Origin of the sequence: Flavobacterium sp. (assembly GCF_965277525.1) — a bacterium.
Taxonomy (GTDB): domain Bacteria; phylum Bacteroidota; class Bacteroidia; order Flavobacteriales; family Flavobacteriaceae; genus Flavobacterium.
Window position 1 is genome coordinate 574248 of sequence record NZ_CBDIDC010000005.1, and the last position, 22585, is coordinate 596832.

Annotated in this window: 18 protein-coding genes; 15 read left to right on the forward strand and 3 right to left on the reverse strand. The window is 34.8% G+C overall.

The window, feature by feature from the left end:
• Window positions 1–19 precede the first annotated feature (19 nt).
• Both ACQY44_RS10785 and ACQY44_RS10790 read right to left on the reverse strand, forming a co-directional pair.
• Complete coding sequence (locus tag ACQY44_RS10785; protein ID WP_428230362.1) at window positions 20–1627, reverse strand: RagB/SusD family nutrient uptake outer membrane protein; 1608 nt, start codon at window positions 1625–1627, stop codon at window positions 20–22.
• 34 nt (window positions 1628–1661) lie between these two features.
• Complete coding sequence (locus ACQY44_RS10790) at window positions 1662–4637, reverse strand: SusC/RagA family TonB-linked outer membrane protein (RefSeq protein WP_428230363.1); 2976 nt, start codon at window positions 4635–4637, stop codon at window positions 1662–1664.
• A 235-nt stretch (window positions 4638–4872) separates the two neighbouring features.
• On the opposite strand from ACQY44_RS10790, the gene ACQY44_RS10795 reads away from it, so the two are divergent.
• The 12 genes from ACQY44_RS10795 (at window position 4873) to ACQY44_RS10850 (ending at window position 20269) form a co-directional block, all read left to right on the forward strand.
• Entirely contained in the window at window positions 4873–5904 is a 1032-nt protein-coding gene (locus ACQY44_RS10795; RefSeq protein WP_428230364.1) for a LacI family DNA-binding transcriptional regulator, read from the forward strand.
• A gap of 179 nt (window positions 5905–6083) precedes the next feature.
• The gene (locus tag ACQY44_RS10800) at window positions 6084–7439 is read left to right on the forward strand and encodes an MFS transporter (RefSeq protein WP_428230365.1); all 1356 of its coding nucleotides are present in this window, start codon (window positions 6084–6086) and stop codon (window positions 7437–7439) included.
• Between the two features lie 18 nt (window positions 7440–7457).
• Window positions 7458–8111, forward strand: coding sequence for a beta-phosphoglucomutase (pgmB, locus tag ACQY44_RS10805; RefSeq protein ID WP_428230366.1), 654 nt, complete (start codon window positions 7458–7460; stop codon window positions 8109–8111).
• A 252-nt stretch (window positions 8112–8363) separates the two neighbouring features.
• Window positions 8364–10667, forward strand: coding sequence for a glycoside hydrolase family 65 protein (locus tag ACQY44_RS10810; RefSeq protein ID WP_428230367.1), 2304 nt, complete (start codon window positions 8364–8366; stop codon window positions 10665–10667).
• Between the two features lie 27 nt (window positions 10668–10694).
• Window positions 10695–12809, forward strand: a complete 2115-nt coding sequence (locus tag ACQY44_RS10815; protein WP_428230368.1) for a glycoside hydrolase family 97 protein — start codon at window positions 10695–10697, stop codon at window positions 12807–12809.
• 151 nt (window positions 12810–12960) lie between these two features.
• Window positions 12961–14835, forward strand: a complete 1875-nt coding sequence (locus ACQY44_RS10820) for a glycoside hydrolase family 13 protein (protein ID WP_428230369.1) — start codon at window positions 12961–12963, stop codon at window positions 14833–14835.
• A gap of 141 nt (window positions 14836–14976) precedes the next feature.
• Window positions 14977–16566 (forward strand): alpha-amylase family glycosyl hydrolase, encoded by a 1590-nt coding sequence (locus ACQY44_RS10825; RefSeq protein ID WP_428230370.1) that lies wholly within the window; start codon window positions 14977–14979, stop codon window positions 16564–16566.
• Between the two features lie 151 nt (window positions 16567–16717).
• Window positions 16718–17395 (forward strand): glycerophosphodiester phosphodiesterase, encoded by a 678-nt coding sequence (locus tag ACQY44_RS10830; RefSeq protein ID WP_428230371.1) that lies wholly within the window; start codon window positions 16718–16720, stop codon window positions 17393–17395.
• 121 nt (window positions 17396–17516) lie between these two features.
• Window positions 17517–18725 (forward strand): NAD(P)/FAD-dependent oxidoreductase, encoded by a 1209-nt coding sequence (locus ACQY44_RS10835; RefSeq protein WP_428230372.1) that lies wholly within the window; start codon window positions 17517–17519, stop codon window positions 18723–18725.
• Between the two features lie 4 nt (window positions 18726–18729).
• Complete coding sequence (locus tag ACQY44_RS10840) at window positions 18730–19377, forward strand: HAD family hydrolase (protein ID WP_428230373.1); 648 nt, start codon at window positions 18730–18732, stop codon at window positions 19375–19377.
• A gap of 141 nt (window positions 19378–19518) precedes the next feature.
• Complete coding sequence (locus ACQY44_RS10845) at window positions 19519–19893, forward strand: hypothetical protein (RefSeq protein ID WP_428230374.1); 375 nt, start codon at window positions 19519–19521, stop codon at window positions 19891–19893.
• Between the two features lie 28 nt (window positions 19894–19921).
• Window positions 19922–20269, forward strand: a complete 348-nt coding sequence (locus tag ACQY44_RS10850; protein ID WP_428230375.1) for a hypothetical protein — start codon at window positions 19922–19924, stop codon at window positions 20267–20269.
• Window positions 20270–20314: 45 nt separating this feature from the next.
• Here ACQY44_RS10850 and ACQY44_RS10855 read toward each other — a convergent pair whose 3' ends face one another.
• Window positions 20315–20791 (reverse strand): TspO/MBR family protein, encoded by a 477-nt coding sequence (locus ACQY44_RS10855; RefSeq protein WP_428230376.1) that lies wholly within the window; start codon window positions 20789–20791, stop codon window positions 20315–20317.
• 135 nt (window positions 20792–20926) lie between these two features.
• Here ACQY44_RS10855 and ACQY44_RS10860 point away from each other — a divergent pair, with 135 nt between their 5' ends.
• Genes ACQY44_RS10860 through ACQY44_RS10870 form a run of 3 tightly spaced genes read left to right on the forward strand, consistent with a single transcriptional unit; the run spans window position 20927 to window position 22584 of the window.
• Window positions 20927–22030: a diphosphomevalonate/mevalonate 3,5-bisphosphate decarboxylase family protein gene (locus ACQY44_RS10860; RefSeq protein WP_428230377.1), complete on the forward strand. Its 1104-nt coding sequence runs from the start codon at window positions 20927–20929 to the stop codon at window positions 22028–22030.
• A 30-nt stretch (window positions 22031–22060) separates the two neighbouring features.
• Window positions 22061–22279, forward strand: a complete 219-nt coding sequence (locus tag ACQY44_RS10865; RefSeq protein ID WP_428230378.1) for a hypothetical protein — start codon at window positions 22061–22063, stop codon at window positions 22277–22279.
• On the forward strand, window positions 22279–22584 hold the full coding sequence (locus ACQY44_RS10870) for a type II toxin-antitoxin system RelE/ParE family toxin (RefSeq protein WP_428230379.1): 306 nt from the start codon (window positions 22279–22281) through the stop codon (window positions 22582–22584). Before ACQY44_RS10865 ends, ACQY44_RS10870 begins: the two co-directional genes overlap by 1 nt.
• Window position 22585: the final 1 nt, after the last annotated feature.

Below are 22585 nucleotides of genomic sequence, written 5' to 3' on the forward strand. Positions count from 1 at the left end.
TTACTGTTTTATAAAGGTGTTAGTATCCTGGATTTTGCTTCAATGTTGGATTTGCCTGAATATTTCTTGCAGGAATTGGCATTAAATCTCTAAATGATTCAGTCGATGTACCCGCCATAACGCCACCTTTCCATTGCCAAATTTTAGATCCTCCGGTAAATTTCCCGAAACGAATTAAATCTGTTCTTCTGTGACATTCCCAAAATAATTCACGTCCTCTTTCTGCTAAAATGAAATCAAGAGTTAAATCTCCATTAGTGATAGGCGTAGTTTTTGCTCTATTTCTAATTTGATTAATATATCCTACAGCCGTACCTACATTTCCTGTACTAGCTCCTCTTACTGTAGCTTCAGCATACATTAAATAAGCATCAGATAATCTAAACATCGGGAAATCAGTATCCGGAACATCAGGTCTTTGTGCTTTTGATCCATCAGAGTTAACGTTGATGAATTTCGTTACCGCATAACCATCTGTAAAAGTTCCTACATTATTAATATCTAATGATTGACCAGCTGTATAAAACGTTCCTCTTTTATCTCCTGTACCAGTTGCGTCAGGAAAAAGAGCCACAAACTCTTTACGAGTTCTGGTACCTTGCCATCCACCATCCATACCTTGATCAGCAGAGTCCATACTACCACCAATAGAAGCGTGAATTATAAAACTCATTCCGCCACCTACAGCTCTAATAGCATTACCATCACTAATGATTGGGAAAATAAATTCGCTTTGAGCTCCATTTCTATTATTATCTGCAGAGAATAAATATCGGTAAGGAACATTTGCAAACGTATATCCTGAAGAAGTAATGATTTCGTTGCACAATGTTGCTGCCTCATTATTTTTTTCTACTCCTATATATACTTTAGAATTTAAATAAAGTTGTGCCAATAAAAATTTAGCTGCAGTTTTATCAACTCTACCATATTCGTTTGTTTTTGAAGCCGCCAAACCGTTATCCATGTCTTTTAATTCAGCTTCAATAAAAGTATACACTTCTGCTCTTGTTCTTTGTACCGGATAAAATAATCCAACAGGATCAGCTTCAGTTGTAATAGGCACACCTCCAAACAAATCCATTAGATTATAGTATGAAAATGCTCTTAAAAAACGAGCTTCTGCTCTAAAAGTTGCAATATCTGCTTTTAAGTTAGCATCTACACCTCTTGCGTTAAGCTTTTCGTCTGTAGTTTGTCTTAAAAATTCATTTGCAACACTAATTTCATAGAATGCTCTTGAATATGTTCCAGCCAAAAACTCATTCGCAGGTGCCCAATTTTGTGTGTTTAAAGTTGGTAAAGTTCCATCAGCCCATCCAATAATTGCTTCGTCAGTAGGAAGTTCCTGTACCACAAAAAGCAATCTTAAATAACTACTAAAGTCTCCACCAAGCCCAGCGATATCCGGTTTACCATCTCCGTCATTACCTCCTACATACAAACCTGCATATAATTTTGCTAATACTTGTTTGTATGAAGACGGATCCTGAAAAAAGGTCTCAGATAAAAATTCGTTTTTATCACGTGGCGTCACATCTAAGTCGCCAGTACACGAAGTAAGTGTCATATTTAACCCTAAAATAAATAGGATAAAATAAGATATATATTTAAATGATTTTTTCATTTTATTTCTTTTTAAATTGATTTTCAGTGCTCGATTAGAAACTTGCATTTACCCCAAACAAGAATGTTCTGGCTCTTGGGTAAACATTATTATCGATTCCGTTGAATTTTTCAGGATCTAAACCACCGTATTTTGTAAGTACAAAAACATTCTGAACACCAGCAGTAAATCTTAAACTAGCTGATTTCAATAACGTTTTATCAAACGTATACCCTAGAGTAACGTTATCTAACTTAATAAAAGAAGCATCTTTTATGTAGTAATCAGACAAATAACGAGAAGTACCATTATCTTCATATCTAAATCCTGTATTAAGATAATCTGAACTTACATTAGATAAATCAGTTTGTCTTCTTAAACCTGCATCAGAATATCCAAGATTAGAACTCACATTATCAAAAATGTAATTTCCTAAACTAGCTCTCCAGTTCATCGTAAAATCAAACTTCTTGTAGTTTAACGTAGAGAATAATCCAAAGCTATAATCTGCTGCTGGTTTATGAAATCTATAACGATCTCCGTCATCAATTTTACCATCTCCGTTTCTGTCTACATAAGCTCCAGCGATTGGTTTTTTATTCGCATCGTATAATTGCTCATATACCAAAAATGCTTCTGGTGCATATCCTACAGAATTCACTTCAATTTTATTTCCACCACCACCAGCGATATTATCTCCGGTTAAGTATCCGGAAAAACCCGGAACAGTAACTCCCAAATCTGTAATTTTTCGGTCAATATAAGTTGTATTAAAAGCAACATTCCAATTCAAATTATCACCTTTAATGATATCTGACTGAATACTAAATTCAACCCCTTTTGTTCTTAAACTACCCACATTATAAGTTCCCGTGTTTCTAATATTTGCTCCATCAGGAACAACAACATCTGCTAATAAATCACTTGATTTTTTATCAAAATAATTTATCGTACCCGTAATTCTGTCATTCAGGAATCCAAAATCAACTCCAAGGTTCATCTCTGCTAATTCTTCCCATTTGATATTTTCATTGTATCCTTCTGGTCTTGCAGTTTTATAAACAGTATTCCCAAAAATATACTGAGAATTAATTGTACCAAGTGTAACCCTTCTTAAATAATCATATTGAGCATCAATATCCTGTTGTCCTGTTGTACCGTAACCAACTCTTAATTTCAAGCTAGAAAGTGTGGTGTTACCTTTTAAGAAAGATTCTTCAGCAACATTCCACGCAAACGCTGCTCCTCCAAAATTACCCCATCTGTTTTCTTTAGAAAAACGTGAAGTACCATCTCTTCTGTAATTCAGCGTTAATAAATAACGACTATCGTAGTTTAATGTCAAACGACCAAAGAAAGACTGTAAGTTAACATCCGGATCAATAGTAGTCAATTCATTACGAGTTGGCTGCGTAGTTTCTCCTGATTCGTATTTCTGTTTTTGAAACAATTGATAGTTATAACCCGCAGTTGCATCAAGTTTAAGTTTACCTAAATCTTTTGTATAATTAAAATAGGTATTTAAGTTTTTGTTTTGAAGATTATTAGTGTAACTATTGTAGTTTCCTAAATTTACCCAATTTCCAGAACTAAAAGCATTTGGCTGATATCCTAAAGCACTTTCTGTACTTTGTCTGTTATATCCATTACTATCAAATCTATCGATACCTGCTTCAGCGATAATTCTTAAATCTTCGAAGAAATGAAATTTATAATCTACTCTAATATTACCCCATTTTCTGGTAGAAGTTGCTCTTTTATCCTCAAGATTCAATCTTGCAACTGGATTTCTTGAAGGCAATAATGGTAAATTTCCGTTTGGCTCTAACCATTCAAAATATCCTCCGTAACGAGATCCAGATTGGTACACAGATTGTGTAGGATCAAACCCAATAGCTCCACCAATAATAGCAGCTTCGTCCTGAAATTGATTTTTACCAAATGCTAAATTTCCGCTAATATCAATTTTTAAGTGATTATCAAACAAAACCGGATTTAACGATATCGATGTCGTAGTTCTTTCAAAAGAAGTGTTTCTTAGGATTCCAGGATTATTAACATTCCCAACAGATAAACGTACCGGTAATTTATTAAATAATGAACCACTAACAGAGATATTATTATTGGTAGTCAAGGCTGTATGAAAAATTTCATCCTGCCAGTTTGTATTTGCTTTACCCATTAACGCTTGTTGAGCAGGAGTACCTTTTGTATTTACTAAATTGCGGAACTCATCTGCACTTAACACATCAACTGTATTTGCTACTGTATTAATACCAACTTGAGAGCTAAAATTAACTTTCACAGCACCTTTAGTTCCTTTTTTAGTCGTAATTACAATTACACCATTTGCCGCTCTGGACCCGTAGATTGCTGCTGCAGAGGCATCTTTAAGAACTGTAAAAGACTCAATATCATTAGGATCAATAGTAGATAAAATACTAGTCGCTCCACTAGGAACCGCATTACTTAATGGAAGTCCATCTAAAATTATTAAAGGCTCGTTTGAAGCTTTTAATGAAGATCCTCCACGAATTCTAATATCAGCTTTAGCACCAGGAGCTCCTCCGCCAGTTACGTTAACACCAGCGATACGACCGCTAATTAAACTTTCCGGAGTTACGTTGATTCCTTTATTAAATTCTTTAGCCGAAATTTGAGAAACAGATCCTGTTGCGTCTTTTTTCTTAACAGTACCATAACCTACCTGCACCACAACTTCTTTAAGTTGGTTCGTATCTTCTTCTAAAGAAACAGATAAAGTTTTTTGGCCATTAAAGACTATCGTTGACGTTTTATATCCAATAAATGAAACCAAAATTTTGTCTCCATTTTTCACATTAGATAACTGAAATTTACCGTCAAAATCTGTTGATGATCCGCCTGGAGCACCCTGTACATTTACATTTACCCCCGGGATTGGTTGTCCCGTTCCCTGATCGGAAACTGTTCCGGTTAAAGTACTTTGAGCGAGTACACTAAACGGCAACAACAGGAATAAAAATAACAACTTTTTATAAATTGCTTTCATACTTTTTGTTTAAATTAGTTTGAGTTTTTGATTGTTAGTTAAGTTTTTAATTTTACTTCGAATTTCAAAATTAGGAATTTATTAACACGACCAACCAGCGACAATTTATATTACATTACGAAAACGTGATAGTGTTGAAAACTTTCTATATTTTGTAATCTTTTCAGTCAAAAAATATCAAATCAAAAAATAAAAGATACCTTTATTAATAATTAGATTTTTTTCAACATTTACTATGAAACGCAAAATAACCTTAAAACAGATTGCAAAGGAACTTGATGTTTCTATTTCAACTGTCTCAAAATCACTTAGAAACAGCCTGGAAATAGGAGAAGAAACCCGTATAAAAGTGCAGGCTTTTGCAAAGTTTTATAACTACAAACCCAACAACATTGCCCTTAGTTTAAAAAACCGAAAAACCAAAAGTATTGGTATTATTATTCCGGAAATTGTACATTATTTTTTCTCTACTGTAATCAACGGAATTGAACAAGTGGCAAACGAAAATGGGTACAGTGTTGTCATTTGTTTATCTGATGATTCTTTCGACAAAGAAGTCTTAAATATGGAAATGTTAGCCAACGGAAGCATCGATGGTTTTATCATGTCACTTTCTAAGGAAACCCAATACAAGGGTGATTTTCACCATATTACAGAAGTTATCAATCAGGGAATGCCAGTTGTTATGTTCGACCGCGTTACCAATGATATTTTATGTGATAAAGTAATTATTGATGACAAAGCAGCTGCTTATGAAGCAGTTCAGAGTTTAATTGATAATGGCCGAAAAAAAATCGCTCTTGTAACTACTGTTGATTACGTAAGTGTTGGAAAATTAAGAACTGACGGTTACGAAAAAGCACTTCTGGATAACGGATTACCATTCAACGAAGATTTAATCATAAAAATTGAAGATGTCGATACTTGCGAAATAACCATCAGTCAGCTTTTACACGACAGAGCTTTTGATGCAGTTTTTGCAGTAAACGAGCTTTTTGCAGTAACGATTATCAAAACAGCCAACAAAATGGGACTTAAAGTTCCGCAAGATCTTGCTGTTATTGCTTTTACTGACGGAATTATCTCTAAGTACTCCACGCCAACCATTACAACTGTAAGTCAGAGTGGTGAAAAGATGGGGAATAAAGCCGCTAAAATGCTAATCGAAAGGCTTGAAGCAGAAAATCATGATGACGAAGAGGAAAACGAAAATTATACGACAGAAGTAATAGAAACACATTTGATAGAAAGAGAATCTACGGACTAATTTTCTTAAAATCAACCTATTCTAAAGCCATAAATGTTATTTATGGTTTTTTTATGATTTGAATTAAAAAAATAATTAATACTTTTACGCCTGCTCAAAGCTTTTACTTTTACTTCGAACCATAAGTAAGTTTTGATAAGCAAAGCGCTTATCGTCTAATTAATTTTTTAATTACGATAATGGAAAAGCGTAAATTAAGTTTCTGGGAAATTTGGAACATGAGTTTCGGATTCCTGGGAATACAAATGGGGTTTGCACTTCAGAATGCAAATGCCAGCAGAATTCTTCAAATTTTTGGTGCCGACGTACACGAACTTTCATGGTTCTGGATTATTGCTCCCCTAATGGGATTAATAGTGCAACCCGTTATTGGTCATTATAGTGATAAAACCTGGGGAAGATTCGGAAGACGAAAACCGTTTTTTCTTGTAGGTGCCATTTTAGCTTCGGTAGGATTAATTTTAATGCCACAAGCTAATATTTTCATATCCGTTTTACCGGCCTTATGGGTTGGAGCCGGAATGTTAATGATTATGGATGCTTCTTTCAATATTGCCATGGAGCCATTTCGCGCTTTGGTGGGCGACAATTTAAGAACAGATCAGCGTACCGCAGGTTTCAGTATTCAAACTTCATTAATTGGTTTTGGAGCCGTAATTGGTTCAGCATTACCCTATGTTTTAACCAAGTATTTTCATGTTTCAAACAGCACAGTTCCAGGAAGTGTGCCTTTGAATTTGACCCTTTCTTTCATCATTGGAGCTGCCGTTTTAATCGGTTCTATTCTGGTAACGCTTTTTACAACCAAAGAATATTCACCACAAGAACTGTCCAATTTTGAAGATCCTCAAAGTGAAGTCGATGTTCCTTCTGAAGAAAAATCAAAACTTTCAGACATTTTTACCGACTTTGCAAAAATGCCTACAACAATGCGTCAATTGAGTTGGGTACAGTTTTTCTCCTGGTTCGGATTATTTGGTATGTGGGTTTTTACAACTCCCGCCATTGCACATCACATTTACGGATTACCCTTAAGTGATACTTCAAGCCAGCAATATCAGGATGCAGGGGATTGGGTTGGAATTCTATTTGGAGTTTACAATTTAGTTTCCGCTATTATTGCGCTATTTTTCCTACCTTACATCGCTAAGAAAATCGGACGAAAATCAACTCATGCAGTTTCATTAATCATTGGAGGAATCGGATTAATATCGATTTATTTTATGCCAAATGAAAACTGGGTTGTATTACCCATGATTTTAATTGGAGTTGCGTGGGCAAGTATCCTGGCGATGCCTTATGCCATTCTTGCAGGATCAATTGCACCTAAAAAAATGGGAGTCTACATGGGGATCTTCAACTTTTTTGTTGTTATTCCGCAAATTGTAAATGCCCTTATTGGAGGACCAATTGTAAAATACCTTTATAATGGCGATGCTATTTACGCCTTAATTACAAGTGGAGTCAGTTTTTTAATCGCTGCTCTTTTAGTCTACAAAGTAAAAGATGTAGACGACACCATTCAAAAATCATAAAGAACAATTTCTAATATAATGAACAAAAAAGCATTCATATTCGACCTTGATGGCGTAATCGTTGATACTGCCAAATATCATTTTTTAGCCTGGCAAAAAATCGCTCAGGCACTAAATATAAATTTCACACACGAAAATAACGAATTACTTAAAGGTGTAAGTCGTGTACGTTCGTTAGACATCATTCTTGAATTAGGCAATGTTCAGGCTTCTCAGGAAGACAAAGACAAATGGCTGATTCAAAAAAATGAAGATTACTTATCTTATTTAGTTGACATGGACGAAAGTGAGATTCTTCCGGGAGTTTTTAAAACACTACAACTATTAAAAGACAAAAATCAGGGAATTGCTTTGGGATCTGCGAGTAAAAATGCCAGACCAATTCTGGAGAAAACAGGAATCATTTCGTATTTCGATGTTATTGTTGACGGAAACGATGTTACCAATGCCAAACCAGATCCGGAAGTTTTCTTAAAAGCGGCTGAATTACTACATATTGATCCAAAAAATTCAATTGTATTCGAAGATTCTGTTGCCGGAATACAAGCAGCAAACATTGGCGGAATGGTAAGTGTAGGAATTGGTGAGGACACAATTCTACATGAAGCCGATTATATTTTTAAAGATTTTACTTTGATAGACGAAAGCTTTATCGATAAGTTAATTAATTAGAAAATGTGATAATTTCCTAAACTTGAATTATCTAATTGACTAATTACTTATCGCTCTAATTTAAAATGTGTCAATTTGATCATTGGAAAATGAATAATTATCAAATTAAAAAATCATCTAATCAACAAAACAGTAAACAATCAGCAATTAAAGATAAAATCAAATTAGAAAAGTCAAAAAAATAATTATCTAATTGACACATTTTCTAATTACCTAATGCTTTAATTGCCCAATTCTCTAATTTTAAAAAAAATGAATCAAGATTATATAAAACCAGACAACTGGTCCATCATTGAAGAAGGATTTGATGTGGAAAGAGTAAAGTCGTCTGAAAGTCTTTTTAGTATCGGAAACGGTGCTATGGGACAACGCGCCAATTTTGAAGAAACCTATTCCGGTGAAACTTTTCAGGGAAGTTATATTGCAGGAATTTATTATCCGGACAAAACCAAAGTGGGATGGTGGAAAAACGGATACCCAAAATATTTTGCAAAAGTACTTAACGCTCCAAACTGGATTGGAATTGATATTGAAATCAACGAAGAAAATCTTGATTTAAATACATGTACCGAGGTTAGAAATTTCCGCAGAGAATTGAATATGAAAGAAGGCTGGTACAATCGTTCTTTTGAAGCAACGCTGAAAAACGGAACTGAAATTGCCGTAAACGTTCGTCGTTTTCTTTCTTTGGATTTGGATGAAGCGGGAATCATTAAATACGATATTACGCCATTAAACAAAGACGCAAAAATTGTTTACAAACCTTATATTGATGCGGGCGTAACCAATGAAGATGCCAACTGGGAAGAAAAATTCTGGGAGCCTCTTGAAGTAAAAAAAGGAACAAACGAAGCTTTTGTAACGGCACAGACTTTTAAAACGCATTTTAAAGTAACGACTTTCATGCACAATACGATTTTGGCTAACGGTGAAAACGTAAATATTTCGCCTTCTACGATCGATTCAACTGCTGATAAAGTTCAGTTTACTTACGGCACTATTATCGCAAAAGGACAAACCTCATCTATCCAGAAAATTGGTGGTTATACCGTTTCTTTAAACCATGATAATACTTTGGCTGCAGCCGAAAAAGTAATTAAAAATGCCCTTAATTTAGGATATGATACTTTACTTCAAAATCAAATTGATGCCTGGGCTAAAATTTGGGAAATGTCAGATATTACCATTGATGGCGATGTAAAAGCACAACAAGGAATCCGTTTCAATATCTTTCAATTAAATCAAACTTATTTAGGAAAAGACAGTAGATTAAATATTGGCCCAAAAGGTTTCACCGGAGAAAAATACGGCGGGTCTACTTATTGGGATACTGAGGCATATTGTATTCCGTTTTACATGGCGACCAAAGATCAACAAGTTGCCCGTAATTTATTGACCTATCGTTTCAATCAATTGGATAAAGCGATCGAAAATGCCAAAGACAATTTAGGTTTCAAAAACGGAGCAGCATTGTACCCAATGGTGACTATGAATGGGGAAGAATGTCATAACGAATGGGAAATCACGCATGAAGAAATCCATAGAAATGGCGCAATTGCTTTTGCGATTTTCAACTATAACCGTTTCACCGGAGATTACTCTTATATTCCGGAAAAAGGATTAGAAGTTTTAATTGGTATTGCGCGTTTCTGGCACCAGAGAGCTTCTTTCTCTGCAGCTAAAAATCAATACGTTATTCTGGGCGTTACAGGTCCAAACGAATACGAAAACAACATCAACAATAATTTCTACACCAATTATATTGCAAAATGGTGTATTGATTATACTGAAGAACAAATTAAAAAAGTAGCTGCAGAATATCCTGCAGATCACAAACGTATCTTAGAAAAAGTAAATCTTGCAGCAGCTGAAATTCAGGCATGGAAAAAGGTGGCTAATAATATGTACTTCCCAAAATCTGAGGAATTAGGGGTTTATTTACAACAAGATGGTTTCTTAGACAAAGATTTAGTTCCGGTAAAAGATTTAGATCGTTCACAACGACCAATCAACCAGAAATGGTCCTGGGATCGTGTTTTACGTTCACCTTACATCAAACAAGCCGACGTTTTACAGTGTTTCTACTTCTTTGAAGATCATTTTTCTAAAGAAGAATTAAAACGCAATTTCGAATTCTACGAATCCTTTACCGTTCATGAAAGTTCACTTTCACCTTGTGTACACTCGATTCAGGCTGCCCATTTAGACAAAATGGATATGGCATATACTTTCTATTTAAGAACTTCTCGTTTAGATCTTGATGATTATAACAAAGAAGTTGAAGAAGGTTGTCATATTACGTCAATGGCCGGAACATGGATGAGTATTGTAGAAGGTTTTGGCGGAATGAGAGTAAAAAATGATCAATTGCATTTTGCTCCAAAAATTCCAAAAGAATGGAAAGGTTATTCTTTTAAAATCAACTTTAGAAATCAAATACTAAAAGTTGATGTCAATCATCATGAAACCAATTTTACAGTAGATGGTGATCAGGATTTAACAATTATAGTGAACGCAAATCCTATTATCGCAAGTAAGTTTGTACAAATTAATTAAATTACAATACTCTAAAAACTAAAAAACATGAAAAACTTATTTTTCGCAAGTTTAATCTTGTTTGCTTTTAGCTCAATTGCTGAAGCACAACAATTAAAATCACCCGAAGGCAAGTTCGTAATGGAATTTTCTCTTCAAAACGACGGAACTCCAACTTACAATCTGAAATACAAAAACAAAGAGGTTATTAAAACCAGTAAATTAGGTCTTGAACTTAAAGATGATAAAAAATCTTTATTGAATGACTTTACAGTTGTTGATTCTAAAACTTCGACTTTTGATGAAACCTGGAAACCAGTTTGGGGCGAAGTAGATAAAATCAGAAATCATTATAATGAATTGGCAGTTACTTTAAATCAAAAAGGAACTGAAAGACAAATCGTAATTCGTTTCCGTTTATTTGATGACGGACTTGGATTTAGATATGAATTTCCAACTCAAAAAAATCTTACCTATTTCGTAATCAAAGAAGAGAGATCTCAATTTGCAATGGCGGGCGACCACACGGCTTTTTGGATTCCGGGAGATTACGATACTCAGGAATACGATTATACAAAATCTAAATTATCAGAAATCAGAGGTTTATCTGAAAAAGCATATACCGCAAATGTTTCGCAAAAAAACTTTTCTCCAACAGGAGTTCAAACGGCTCTTATGATGAAAACAAATGATGGTTTATACATCAACTTACACGAAGCAGCTTTGATCAACTATTCTTGTATGCACCTGAACCTTGATGACAAAAACATGATTTTCGAATCCTGGTTGACTCCCGATGCAAAAGGAGATAAAGGTTATATGCAAGCACCAAGTCACTCGCCTTGGAGAACGATTATGGTAAGCGATGACGCGAGAGAAATCTTGGCTTCAAAAATGACTTACAACTTAAATGATCCATCAAAAATTGATAATACTTCCTGGATTAAACCCGTAAAATACATTGGTGTTTGGTGGGAAATGATTACAGGAAAAAGTTCCTGGTCATACACTAACGATTTCCCAACAGTACAATTGGGTGTTTCTGATTACGCAAAAGCAAAACCAAACGGAACTCACGGAGCCAACAATGCTAACGTAAAAAAATACATTGATTTTGCTGCTGCAAATGGTTTCGACGCTGTTTTAGTCGAAGGTTGGAACGAAGGTTGGGAAGACTGGTTTGGTCACTCAAAAGATTATGTTTTTGATTTCGTAACGCCTTATCCGGATTTTGATGTAAAAGGTTTACATGCCTATGCAAAATCTAAAGGTGTAAAAATTATCATGCACCATGAAACGTCTGGTTCTGTTCGTAACTACGAGCGCCATATGGATAAAGCGTACCAATTCATGAAAGACAACGGATATGATGCTGTAAAAAGCGGTTATGTTGGAGATATTTTACCTCGCGGTGAAAACCATTACGACCAATGGATTGTAAACCATTATCAATATGCAATCGAAAAAGCAGCTGATTATAAAATTATGGTAAATGCTCACGAAGCAGTTCGTCCAACAGGAATTGCGAGAACATATCCTAACTTAATTGGAAACGAGTCTGCAAGAGGAACAGAATATCAAGCTTTTGGAGGTTCAAAACCTAATCACGTTACCGTTTTACCATTTACACGTTTAATTGGTGGACCAATGGATTATACTCCTGGAATCTTCGAAATGGATATTAGCAAAATGAATCCTGACAACAAATCTCATGTAAACAGTACCATTGCAAATCAATTGGCATTATATGTTACCATGTACAGCCCGCTACAAATGGCTGCTGATACTCCAGAGAACTACAACCGTTTCCCAGATGCATTCCAATTTATTAAAGATGTGGCTGTAGACTGGTCAGAAAGTAAATATATCGAGGCTGAGCCAGGAGATTTTATCACGGTTGCCCGTAAAGCAAAAGGATCAAACAACTGGTTTGTTGGAAATGTAAACGGAGAAACTGGCCGTACATCAAATATTGATTTCAGTTTCCTTGAAAAAGGTAAAAAATACACGGCAACCATTTATGCTGATGCAAAAGATGCGCATTACAAAACAAATCCGCAAGCTTACACTATCAAGAAAATTGCTGTAACAAACAAATCAAAATTATCACAATTATCCGTTCCAGGTGGAGGTTATGCCATAAGCATTATCGAAACTAAATAATTTTTTAAAGACAAGTGATTTTCCCCAAGATTACTTGTCTTTTTTTTAAGATTTAAAATAATACCTAACAGGTCTTGGAGACCTGCTAGGAAACCTCACAATATCCTAACAGGTTTTTCAAACCTGTTAGGTATTTAATACACATTAGATTATGAACATCCAAAAAACAAGAATCCAAACAACCCATACTCTCTATAAAATAATACTATTTGTTTTATTATTTTCTGCTTCTGCGAAAGCGCAAATCCAGAAAGTAGAACCGCCATTTTGGTACGCAGGAATGAAAAATCCGGAACTACAGATTATGTTCTACGGAAAAAACATTGCACAATATGAAGCTTCGGTTTCAAACAATGTGGTGATTAAAAATGTAGAAAAAACAGAAAATCCAAATTACCTTTTTGTTACAATTGATACACAAAACCTAAAAGCTTCAGAATTGGTTTTCTCTTTCAAAACCAAAAACAAAGTAGTTTTTACCCAAAAATATTCTCTTAAAGAAAGAAGAGCAAATTCGGCAAACAGAAAAAGTTATGATGCATCGGATATGATGTACTTAATTATGCCGGATCGTTTTGCTAACGGGAATCCTAAAAACGATAGTAACACAGCTTTAACAGAAAAAGGAAACCGACAAGATCCAAGTGGTCGTCATGGTGGTGATATCGAAGGAATTATCAAAAACTTAGATTATATCTCCTCTCTTGGTGCAACCACAATCTGGAATACGCCTTTATTAGAAGACAATGACAAACAACATTCGTATCACACTTACGGGCAATCCGATGTTTACAAAATAGATCCTCGTTACGGAACCAATGAAGATTATGTTCGCCTTGCTGCAGAAATGCACAAAAAGAACATGAAACTGGTAATGGATTACGTGACCAATCACTGGGGAATTACACACTGGATGATTAACGACATGCCAACTAAAACCTGGTTTAATCAATTCGAAACTTTTACACAAACACATCACCGTCGTGAAGTAATTACAGATATTCATGCCTCAAAATTAGATCAGGAAGTTTGTATCGATGGATGGTTTGTTCCTTCTATGCCAGACTTAAACCTTAGAAATCCTTTGGTGGCTAAATACTTAACTCAAAATGCCATCTGGTGGATTGAATATGCAGACCTTGACGGATTTAGAGTAGATACTTATAATTATTCTGATCCAACGGCTATGGCAAATTGGGCAAAATCAATTACAAACGAATATCCGAATTTTAATATCGTTGGAGAAATCTGGATGCACAATCAGGCAAATTTAGCTTATTGGCAAAAAGACAGTAAAATTGGAGCTATAGAAAATTACAATTCGAATTTACCGAGTGTAATGGATTTTACGCTTCAAAGTCAGGTTACTTCTGCTTTTAATGAAAATGAACCAAGCTGGGACAACGGATTGATTAAATTCTACAATAATTTTGCAATGGATTATTTATATCCAAACACGAATAACATTTTAGTTTTTGCAGAAAATCATGACACAGATCGTATGAATGATAAGTTCAAATACGATTTTCCAAAATACAAACTGGCCATGACTTTATTAGCCACAGTTCGCGGAATTCCACAATTGTATTATGGTTCAGAAATTGGAATGGGCGGCGACAAAAGCAAAGGTGACGCAGATATTCGTCAGGATTTCCCTGGTGGATGGGCTGGTGATAAAAACAATGCTCTTACCGCAGCAGGAAGAACTGCCGAACAAGCCAAATATTTTGATTTTACGTCGAAATTATTCACTTGGAGAAAATCAAATGAAGCGGTTCACTTCGGAAAAATGACACATTACATTCCGGAAAACAATACGTATGTTTATTTCAGATATACAGATGCTAAAACAGTAATGGTGGTTTTCAATAACAATGCTACAGCACAAACAATCAAAACAAATCGTTTCAAAGAAAATATCAAAAACTTTAAATCAGGAAAAGATGTTCTAACCGGAAAAACATTCGATTTAGCTACTGAAATTACTCTAGAGCCAAAATCAGCAATTGTTTTAGAATTAGAATAAAAACAAAATCCGTTTAATTTTTTTCCGCCACGAATTCACGAATTATTTTTGACAATCTTTGAGAATAAAAATTCGTGAATTCGTGGCGTTTTTTTTTTATACGATTTTCTTTCTTTATCTTTAAGATTCATAATCATTTCAATGGATAACGACAATACTTCGAAAACACCTTTCGTTTGGGAAGGAGCAAATGTTTACTTTTTACTTACCGATCGCTTTTACAACGGAGATACTTCTAATGATTTAAACTTCAACCGAACCAAAACTCCCGGAAAACTGCGTGGTTTTGAAGGTGGAGATATCATCGGAATTATCAAAAAAATCGACGAAGGTTATTTTGATCAATTGGGTATAAATGCTATTTGGCTTACGCCGATTGTAGAACAAATTCACGATGGTGTTGACGAAGGAACCGGACTTAGCTACGGATTTCACGGGTATTGGGCAAGAGACTGGACGGCGTTGGATCCAAATTTCGGTACTAAAGAAGATTTAGCCAATTTGGTTAAGAAAGCTCACGCAAAAGGCATTCGAATTTTACTCGACGGTGTTATCAATCATACTGGTCCCGTAACTACCGAAGATCCTATGTGGCCGGAAGACTGGGTAAGAACCGGAGTTGTCTGTGATTACAAATCATTCGAAAATACTACGATGTGTACTTTAGTAGATAATCTTCCGGACATAAGAACCGAAAGCAATAAGGAAGTAAAATTACCCTCTTTTTTAATAGAAAAGTGGAAAAATGAAGGACGTTATGATAAAGAAATCACTTCATTAGACGAATTCTTCAAAAGAACAAATTATCCTCGAACTCCAAAATACTACATCATAAAATGGTTAACGGATTATATCCTAGAATTCGGAATTGACGGTTACAGGGCTGATACCGTAAAACATACTGAGGAAAACGTTTGGGGAGATTTCAAAAAAGAATGCGATTATGCTTTCGAAACCTGGAAGAAAAACCATCCGGCAGAAATACTAGATGAAAACCCATTTTATACCATTGCCGAAGTTTACGGTTATGGCATAAATGGTGGACTTTATTATGATTTTGGAGATCGAAAAGTAAATTATTTCGAAAATGGTTTTAACTGCATGATCAATTTTGAGTTTAAACTGGATGCTCAAAACGATTATGAAGTTATATTTTCGAAATATTCTGCCAAACTTCAAAATGAATTAAAAGGGTACAGCATTCTTAATTATGTATCCTCGCACGATGATCCTGATCCTTTTGATGCACATAGAAACAGGACTTTCGAATCCGGAACCAAATTATTGCTTTCACCTGGAATCTCTCAGGTGTATTATGGGGATGAATCCGGTCGTTCTCTGGTCATTGAAGGCACACAAGGCGATGCTACTTTACGGTCTTTCATGAATTGGGATGATATTCAAAACAATCCCGAAACACAAAAAATACTCTGGCATTGGCAAAAACTAGGACAATTCCGTAGAAATCATCCGGCAATTGGAGCAGGAATACACAATATGATCTCGCAAAAACCGTATATTTTTTCCAGAAGTTATACGAATGAAAATTATACAGACAAAGTCATCATTGGTTTAGATCTTGGCGTTGGTTTAAAAGAACTTCCCGTAGCATCTATTTTTCAGGATGGTACAAAACTAAAAGATGCTTTTTCCGGTGAAGAAACAGAAGTTGAAGACGGAAAAGCATTTGTGCATTCTGAATTCGGACTTGTTTTATTGGAAAAAATATAGAATTTAACCGTAAAGTTTTTTTCCCACAGATTAAAAGGATTTTTAAATCTGTACTAATTTTTTTAATCTGTGGCTAACTTTTTTTCTAATCCTTGCGACCTTTGCGTAAAACTTTGCGACCTTTGCGGTTAAACGGTTAAACTCTCCATACATGCTAAAAATAGCTCATCGCGGCGCCAGAGGATACGAACCTGAGAATACGCTAAAGTCCTTTCAGAAAGCATTAGACTTAAATGCTGACGGAATTGAACTAGATGTTCATCTTACTTCTGACGGGCATTTAATCGTAATTCATGACGAGACAATCGACAGAACCACCAACGGAAAAGGCTTTGTAAATACTTTTACTTTAGCTGAATTAAAAACGTTTTTGATTGATGATCAATACGAGATTCCAACTTTAAAAGAGGTGTTTGATTTGGTAAACAAAAAATGCCTGATCAATATCGAACTAAAAGGTTTAGGAACTGCAGGTAAAGTTGCCGCTTTGATCGAAGAATATATCGTTGATAAAAACTGGAATTACGGGCATTTTATCGTTTCTAGTTTTAATTGGGATTTACTGCAAGAAACGTCAAATCTAAATTCAAATATTGCAATTGGAGTTTTAACAGAAGAAGAGCTGAACAAAGCTTTGGCTTTCGCCGAATTAATAGAAGCTGAAGCCATTCATCCTGATTATCAATTATTGAATCTGGAGAATGTTCAGAAAATGCAGAAAAAAGGATTTCTGGTTTTACCCTGGACAGTAAATAATCCAGAAGACATTCAAAAAATAAAAAGCTACCAAGTAGACGGAATTATCAGTGATTTTCCGGATAGACTATAAAGTAAAAGTAGCCACAGATTAAAAGGACTAAAAAGATTTTTAAAATCTATGTGAATCATTTAATCTGTGGCAAATAAAAAAATTAGTGCCAATTCGTGCAATTAGTGGCAAAAAATAAAATATGATCAAAAATTTCGACATAATCATTGTTGGCGGAGGCGCTGCAGGTTTTTTTACCGCGATTAATATTGCAGAGAAAAATCCGAAACTAAAAATTGCCATTTTAGAAAGAGGGAAAGAAGTGCTTTCTAAAGTTCGCGTTTCCGGTGGCGGAAGATGCAATGTAACCCACGCTTGTTTTGAACCCAACGAATTAGTAAAATTTTATCCGCGTGGCGAGAAAGAACTTCGCGGGCCTTTTCATCAGTTTTGTTCCGGAGATACAATAGAATGGTTCGAAAAACATGGTGTAGAACTTAAAATCGAAGACGACGGGAGAATGTTTCCGGTTTCGAATTCCTCTCAAACCATAATCGATTGTTTCTTAGAAGCAACAGGAAAATTAGGCATTAAAGTGCTAACGGGACAAAGTGTACAATCTATTTTCAAAGCAGAAAATCATTGGAAAATTGATACGCAGGATGAAAATTACGCTACAGAAAAATTAGTTCTCGCAACCGGAAGTAATCCTAAAATCTGGGAAATGCTGCAAACACAAGGTCATGCTATTGTAAGTCCTGTTCCTTCCCTATTTACATTCAACATCAAAGATTCCCGCATCAAAGAATTACCCGGAGTTGCGGCACAAGTTACCGTAAACGTAAAAGACACCAAACTCGAATCGACGGGACCTTTGTTGATCACACATTGGGGAATGAGCGGTCCGGCTATTTTAAAACTTTCAGCTTGGGGTGCCCGTACTTTATTCGATAAAAACTATCAGTTTACGATTTATGTCAATTGGTTAAATGATGTCGATACAGAAGATGCCGAGAAAATTCTGAAAGCGTTAAAACAGGAACACGCTAAAAAAGCCGTTTCTAAAAAATCCCCTTTCGATTTCCCGAATCGTTTGTGGGAAAGTCTGGTTTTAGCGTCAGGAATTGAAGCCGAAACGAAATGGGCTGATTTGTCTAAAACACAATTACAAAACTTAGCTTCTCAACTTACCAAAGCCGAATTTAAAGTAAACGGAAAAAGTACTTTTAAAGAAGAATTTGTAACCGCCGGTGGAATCGATTTAAAAGAAATCAACTTTAAAACCATGGAAAGCAAACTGCATCAAAATCTTTATTTTGCTGGAGAAATCGTTAATATCGATGCCATTACCGGAGGTTTTAACTTTCAGAATGCCTGGACAAGCGGGTTTATTTTAGCCAATACTATATAATACAATGAAATTTAAAGGAATTATTTTTGATTTAGACGGAACGCTGGTAAACTCATTAGAAGACATTTCAGACGCGATGAATACCGTACTTACAAGTCTAAACCACCCTACTCATACTTACGATACTTATCAGTACTTTATTGGGAGTGGTTTGCGAAATTTGGTCAGCAAAGCTTTACCTGCATCAAACAATACTGAGGAACAAATTGAAACCTGTTTTGATTGCATGATTACAGAATATCGTGAAATTTGTACTTTAAAAACAAAACCGTACGAAGGCATTATCGAATTATTAGATAATTTGGTTTCGCGAAACATCAAATTAGCCGTCTTCTCCAACAAAGCCGATGAGCTTACCAAAAAAATAGCGGCAGAAATATTCCCTGATTATTTTGACGCTGCAATTGGTCTGAGTACCGAAGACCTTAAAAAACCTAATCCGTTTGAAGCTTTAGAAATCAGTAAAAGCTGGAACTTAAAGACCGAAGAGATACTCTTTGTAGGAGATTCTGATATCGATATGCAAACTGCTAAAAATGCTAATATGTTTCCAGTTGGGGTTTCATGGGGGTACAGAACCGAAGAGGAACTAAAAACAAGTGGTGCAAAATTGGTTGTAAACAAAGCTTCGGAATTAATTGAAATAGTATAAAAAATATCAGTCACAATTTGATCCCTTAAAAAATGTGATCGAGAATGAAAAGCACAAAATCGAATTAACAAGAATTTACAGATTCACTAAGTTTTAGTTAAGACAATTCTAATAATTTTACTCTTAACAAAATACTACTAGATGAAAGTAAAACTCCTTACAACAATTTCTTTTTTAACGTATCAACTTTCGATTTCCCAAACAGAAAAGCTAATTCACGGAAAAGTCTTGTCTAACAACTATCCGCTTAAAAAAGTAGAGGTTATCAATAAAACAGCGAAAACCAGCACAACAACAGATTATCTGGGAGAGTTTTCTATTATGGTCAAAGAAAAAGATAGTTTGCTGTTTTTTGCTAAAGATTACTTTTTTACAAGATTAAAAATATCCAGGGAAAATATTGACAAAAACAATATTACTGTTAATATGGCCATCAGAGCCGAAGAATTAAACGAAGTAGTGATAACAACGATGAAACTTGATCCCTTTAAAAATTTCCCAACAAGATATAGATGACATAAAACTCACAAAAGATACACGTTCTTTGCAAAAATATACCGGTGTTTATGACGGAACTATTCCAAATGGTATGGACTTCGGCCGAATGGGAAAAGGAGTTTTTAATCTATTTAAAAATGACAAGAAAGAAGAACTTAAAAAGAAAACTGAAGAAACTGTCTTCAGAAAACTCGTAGCAGCATCCATTCCTTCCACTTTTTTTACCAAAGATTTAAAATTAGCTCCCGAAGAAGTCGGACTGTTTCTGGATTTTTGTGATGCTGATCCACGGTCTAAAAACCTTTTAGAAAACAATAATGTATTAACCACAATGGATTTTTTGTATGCTAAAAACGAAATGTTTAAAAAAATGAAAGTTGAATCTAAAAATTAAAAACTGACACGCTGCTTTAGCTGAATTGGCAAAGCAAACTAAATGCTATCGATTCAGCCACCAAATACTGGCATTCAAAATTCCGGCAAAAGCAACCCAGGCCAAATACGGAATCAATAAATAACCTGCAGTTTTATTGATTTTCACAAACTTTAAATAGGTCTCATAAATCATCAATCCTAAAAGTACAATTTCGATTAAAGCCAACATTGGGTTTTTCAATCCGAAAAACAGATACGACCAGATCGCATTTAATGTCAATTGAATCAAAAAGAATCCTAATGCAACTTTTACTTCCTGGTTTTGTTCCTTTATTTTATCCCAAACCAATCCGGCTGCTACCGCCATTAAAATATAAAGCATTGTCCAAACCGGCATAAAAATCCAATTGGGCGGATTAAAACCTGGTTTTATAATCGTTGGATACCAGGTTTCAACACTCGGTCTTGTTACTGTACTCGCAGAATACCCTACCATTAAACAAACTATTAGCGCTATTACGATTTTGGTGATCTTGTTCATTCTATTCAATTTTTATCCAAAAATAGTCAAAAAGAAAGTTTAAACCATATAAGTAATATAAGTTCATTTATGTTTTGTAAACGTTTCGTTTACATTTTCCATTTAAAAACTATCTTTGCCAAAATTTTATAATTCATGTTTACAGCAACTGATTTTATTCCTAAAAAATATACTTCGACCATCGAAAATGGAAATTTTGAATGGAGTGCTCCAAGCAATATTGCCCTAGTGAAATATTGGGGAAAAAAAGACAATCAAATCCCGGCAAATCCATCGGTTAGTTTTACACTTAATAATTGTAAAACGATTACAAAGTTAGGTTTTTCGAAGCGTTACACTTCGGCTCCTCTGAGTGAGACAAAAGATGTTTTTTCTTTTGATTTACTTTTTGAAGGACAGCCAAAAGAAGATTTTAAACCCAAAATCCAAAAGTTTTTAGAACGAATTGAAGTTTTTTTGCCTTTTCTGAAAGACTATCATTTTACAATTGACACACAAAATACGTTTCCACACAGTTCCGGAATTGCCTCTTCGGCTTCAGGAATGGCTGCTTTAGCGATGAATTTTATGAGTTTAGAAAAAGTATTAAATTCAGAAATGACAGATGAATATTTCTACCAAAAAGCATCTTTTTTGGCTCGTTTAGGTTCTGGAAGCGCTTGTAGAAGCGTAAAAGGAAATATTGTAGCATGGGGAAATCAGGCAAATATTGAAGGAAGCTCTGACTTATACGGAGTTGAATTTCCATACACTATTCATGAGAATTTCAAGAACTATCAAGATACCATTTTATTGGTTGATAAAGGCGAAAAACAAGTTTCAAGTACTGTTGGACATGATTTAATGCACAATCATCCTTACGCCGAAAGACGTTTTGCCCAGGCGCATGAAAATCTCGATCTGCTAATTGCAATTTTTGAAAACGGAAACCTGGATGAATTTATTAAAGTGGTCGAAAGCGAAGCTTTGACATTGCACGCCATGATGATGACATCAATGCCGTATTTTATTTTAATGAAACCAAACACTTTACAAATTATAAATGCGATTTGGAAATTCAGAAATGAAACACAAATTCCGGTTTGTTTTACCCTTGATGCCGGAGCAAATGTTCATGTTTTATATCCCGAAAACGTTAGCGACAAAGTACTTCAATTTATTCAGGACGAATTAGTTGTATTTTGTCAGAATCGTCAGTACATTTGCGACCAAATTGGAGACGGTGCAATTGCATTATAATTTTCCGTATCTTTAATTAAAATTTTGATTATGGACATTCAATTAGGAAAACGCGAAGCAATAAATATGATTGAAGAAACAAACGATCCTTCAATCATTGAAGCTGTCATAAAATTGTTGACCAAAAAGAAAAAAGATTGGTGGGATGATTTAACTGATGAGCAAAAAGAAAATGTTGCTCAAAGTGAATTAGAATTTGAAAGAGGAGAATTTACAAGCTTTGAAGATGTCATGAAAAAGTACAGATAGTGAATCTAAAAGTAAATTTTTCAAAAACAGCTGAAAAAGATTTAGATACTGTTTTAAGTTTTATTGAAGCCAGATGGTCGAAAAAATCGAAAAAAATATATTTGGTAAAATTTGAAAAAGCAATTTCAATTATAAGTATGAATCCGGAAATTTTTCCTAAATCATCAATAAATAAAAAATATCGAAAATGTGTTATAACAAAACAATCAAGTCTCTTGTATAGTTTTGGTTCAAATGAAGTTAGAATTCATACCATTTTCGACACCAGACAAGACCCAAATAAAATAAAGAAAGACATTAAATAAA

Coding starts and splice junctions, on each gene's coding strand:
- ACQY44_RS10785 (WP_428230362.1), bottom strand. CDS start 1,627: ATGAAAAAATCATTTAAATATATATCTTATTTTATCCTATTTATTTTA.
- ACQY44_RS10790 (WP_428230363.1), bottom strand. CDS start 4,637: ATGAAAGCAATTTATAAAAAGTTGTTATTTTTATTCCTGTTGTTGCCG.
- ACQY44_RS10795 (WP_428230364.1), top strand. CDS start 4,873: ATGAAACGCAAAATAACCTTAAAACAGATTGCAAAGGAACTTGATGTT.
- ACQY44_RS10800 (WP_428230365.1), top strand. CDS start 6,084: ATGGAAAAGCGTAAATTAAGTTTCTGGGAAATTTGGAACATGAGTTTC.
- pgmB (WP_428230366.1), top strand. CDS start 7,458: ATGAACAAAAAAGCATTCATATTCGACCTTGATGGCGTAATCGTTGAT.
- ACQY44_RS10810 (WP_428230367.1), top strand. CDS start 8,364: ATGAATCAAGATTATATAAAACCAGACAACTGGTCCATCATTGAAGAA.
- ACQY44_RS10815 (WP_428230368.1), top strand. CDS start 10,695: ATGAAAAACTTATTTTTCGCAAGTTTAATCTTGTTTGCTTTTAGCTCA.
- ACQY44_RS10820 (WP_428230369.1), top strand. CDS start 12,961: ATGAACATCCAAAAAACAAGAATCCAAACAACCCATACTCTCTATAAA.
- ACQY44_RS10825 (WP_428230370.1), top strand. CDS start 14,977: ATGGATAACGACAATACTTCGAAAACACCTTTCGTTTGGGAAGGAGCA.
- ACQY44_RS10830 (WP_428230371.1), top strand. CDS start 16,718: ATGCTAAAAATAGCTCATCGCGGCGCCAGAGGATACGAACCTGAGAAT.
- ACQY44_RS10835 (WP_428230372.1), top strand. CDS start 17,517: ATGATCAAAAATTTCGACATAATCATTGTTGGCGGAGGCGCTGCAGGT.
- ACQY44_RS10840 (WP_428230373.1), top strand. CDS start 18,730: ATGAAATTTAAAGGAATTATTTTTGATTTAGACGGAACGCTGGTAAAC.
- ACQY44_RS10845 (WP_428230374.1), top strand. CDS start 19,519: ATGAAAGTAAAACTCCTTACAACAATTTCTTTTTTAACGTATCAACTT.
- ACQY44_RS10855 (WP_428230376.1), bottom strand. CDS start 20,791: ATGAACAAGATCACCAAAATCGTAATAGCGCTAATAGTTTGTTTAATG.
- ACQY44_RS10860 (WP_428230377.1), top strand. CDS start 20,927: ATGTTTACAGCAACTGATTTTATTCCTAAAAAATATACTTCGACCATC.
- ACQY44_RS10865 (WP_428230378.1), top strand. CDS start 22,061: ATGGACATTCAATTAGGAAAACGCGAAGCAATAAATATGATTGAAGAA.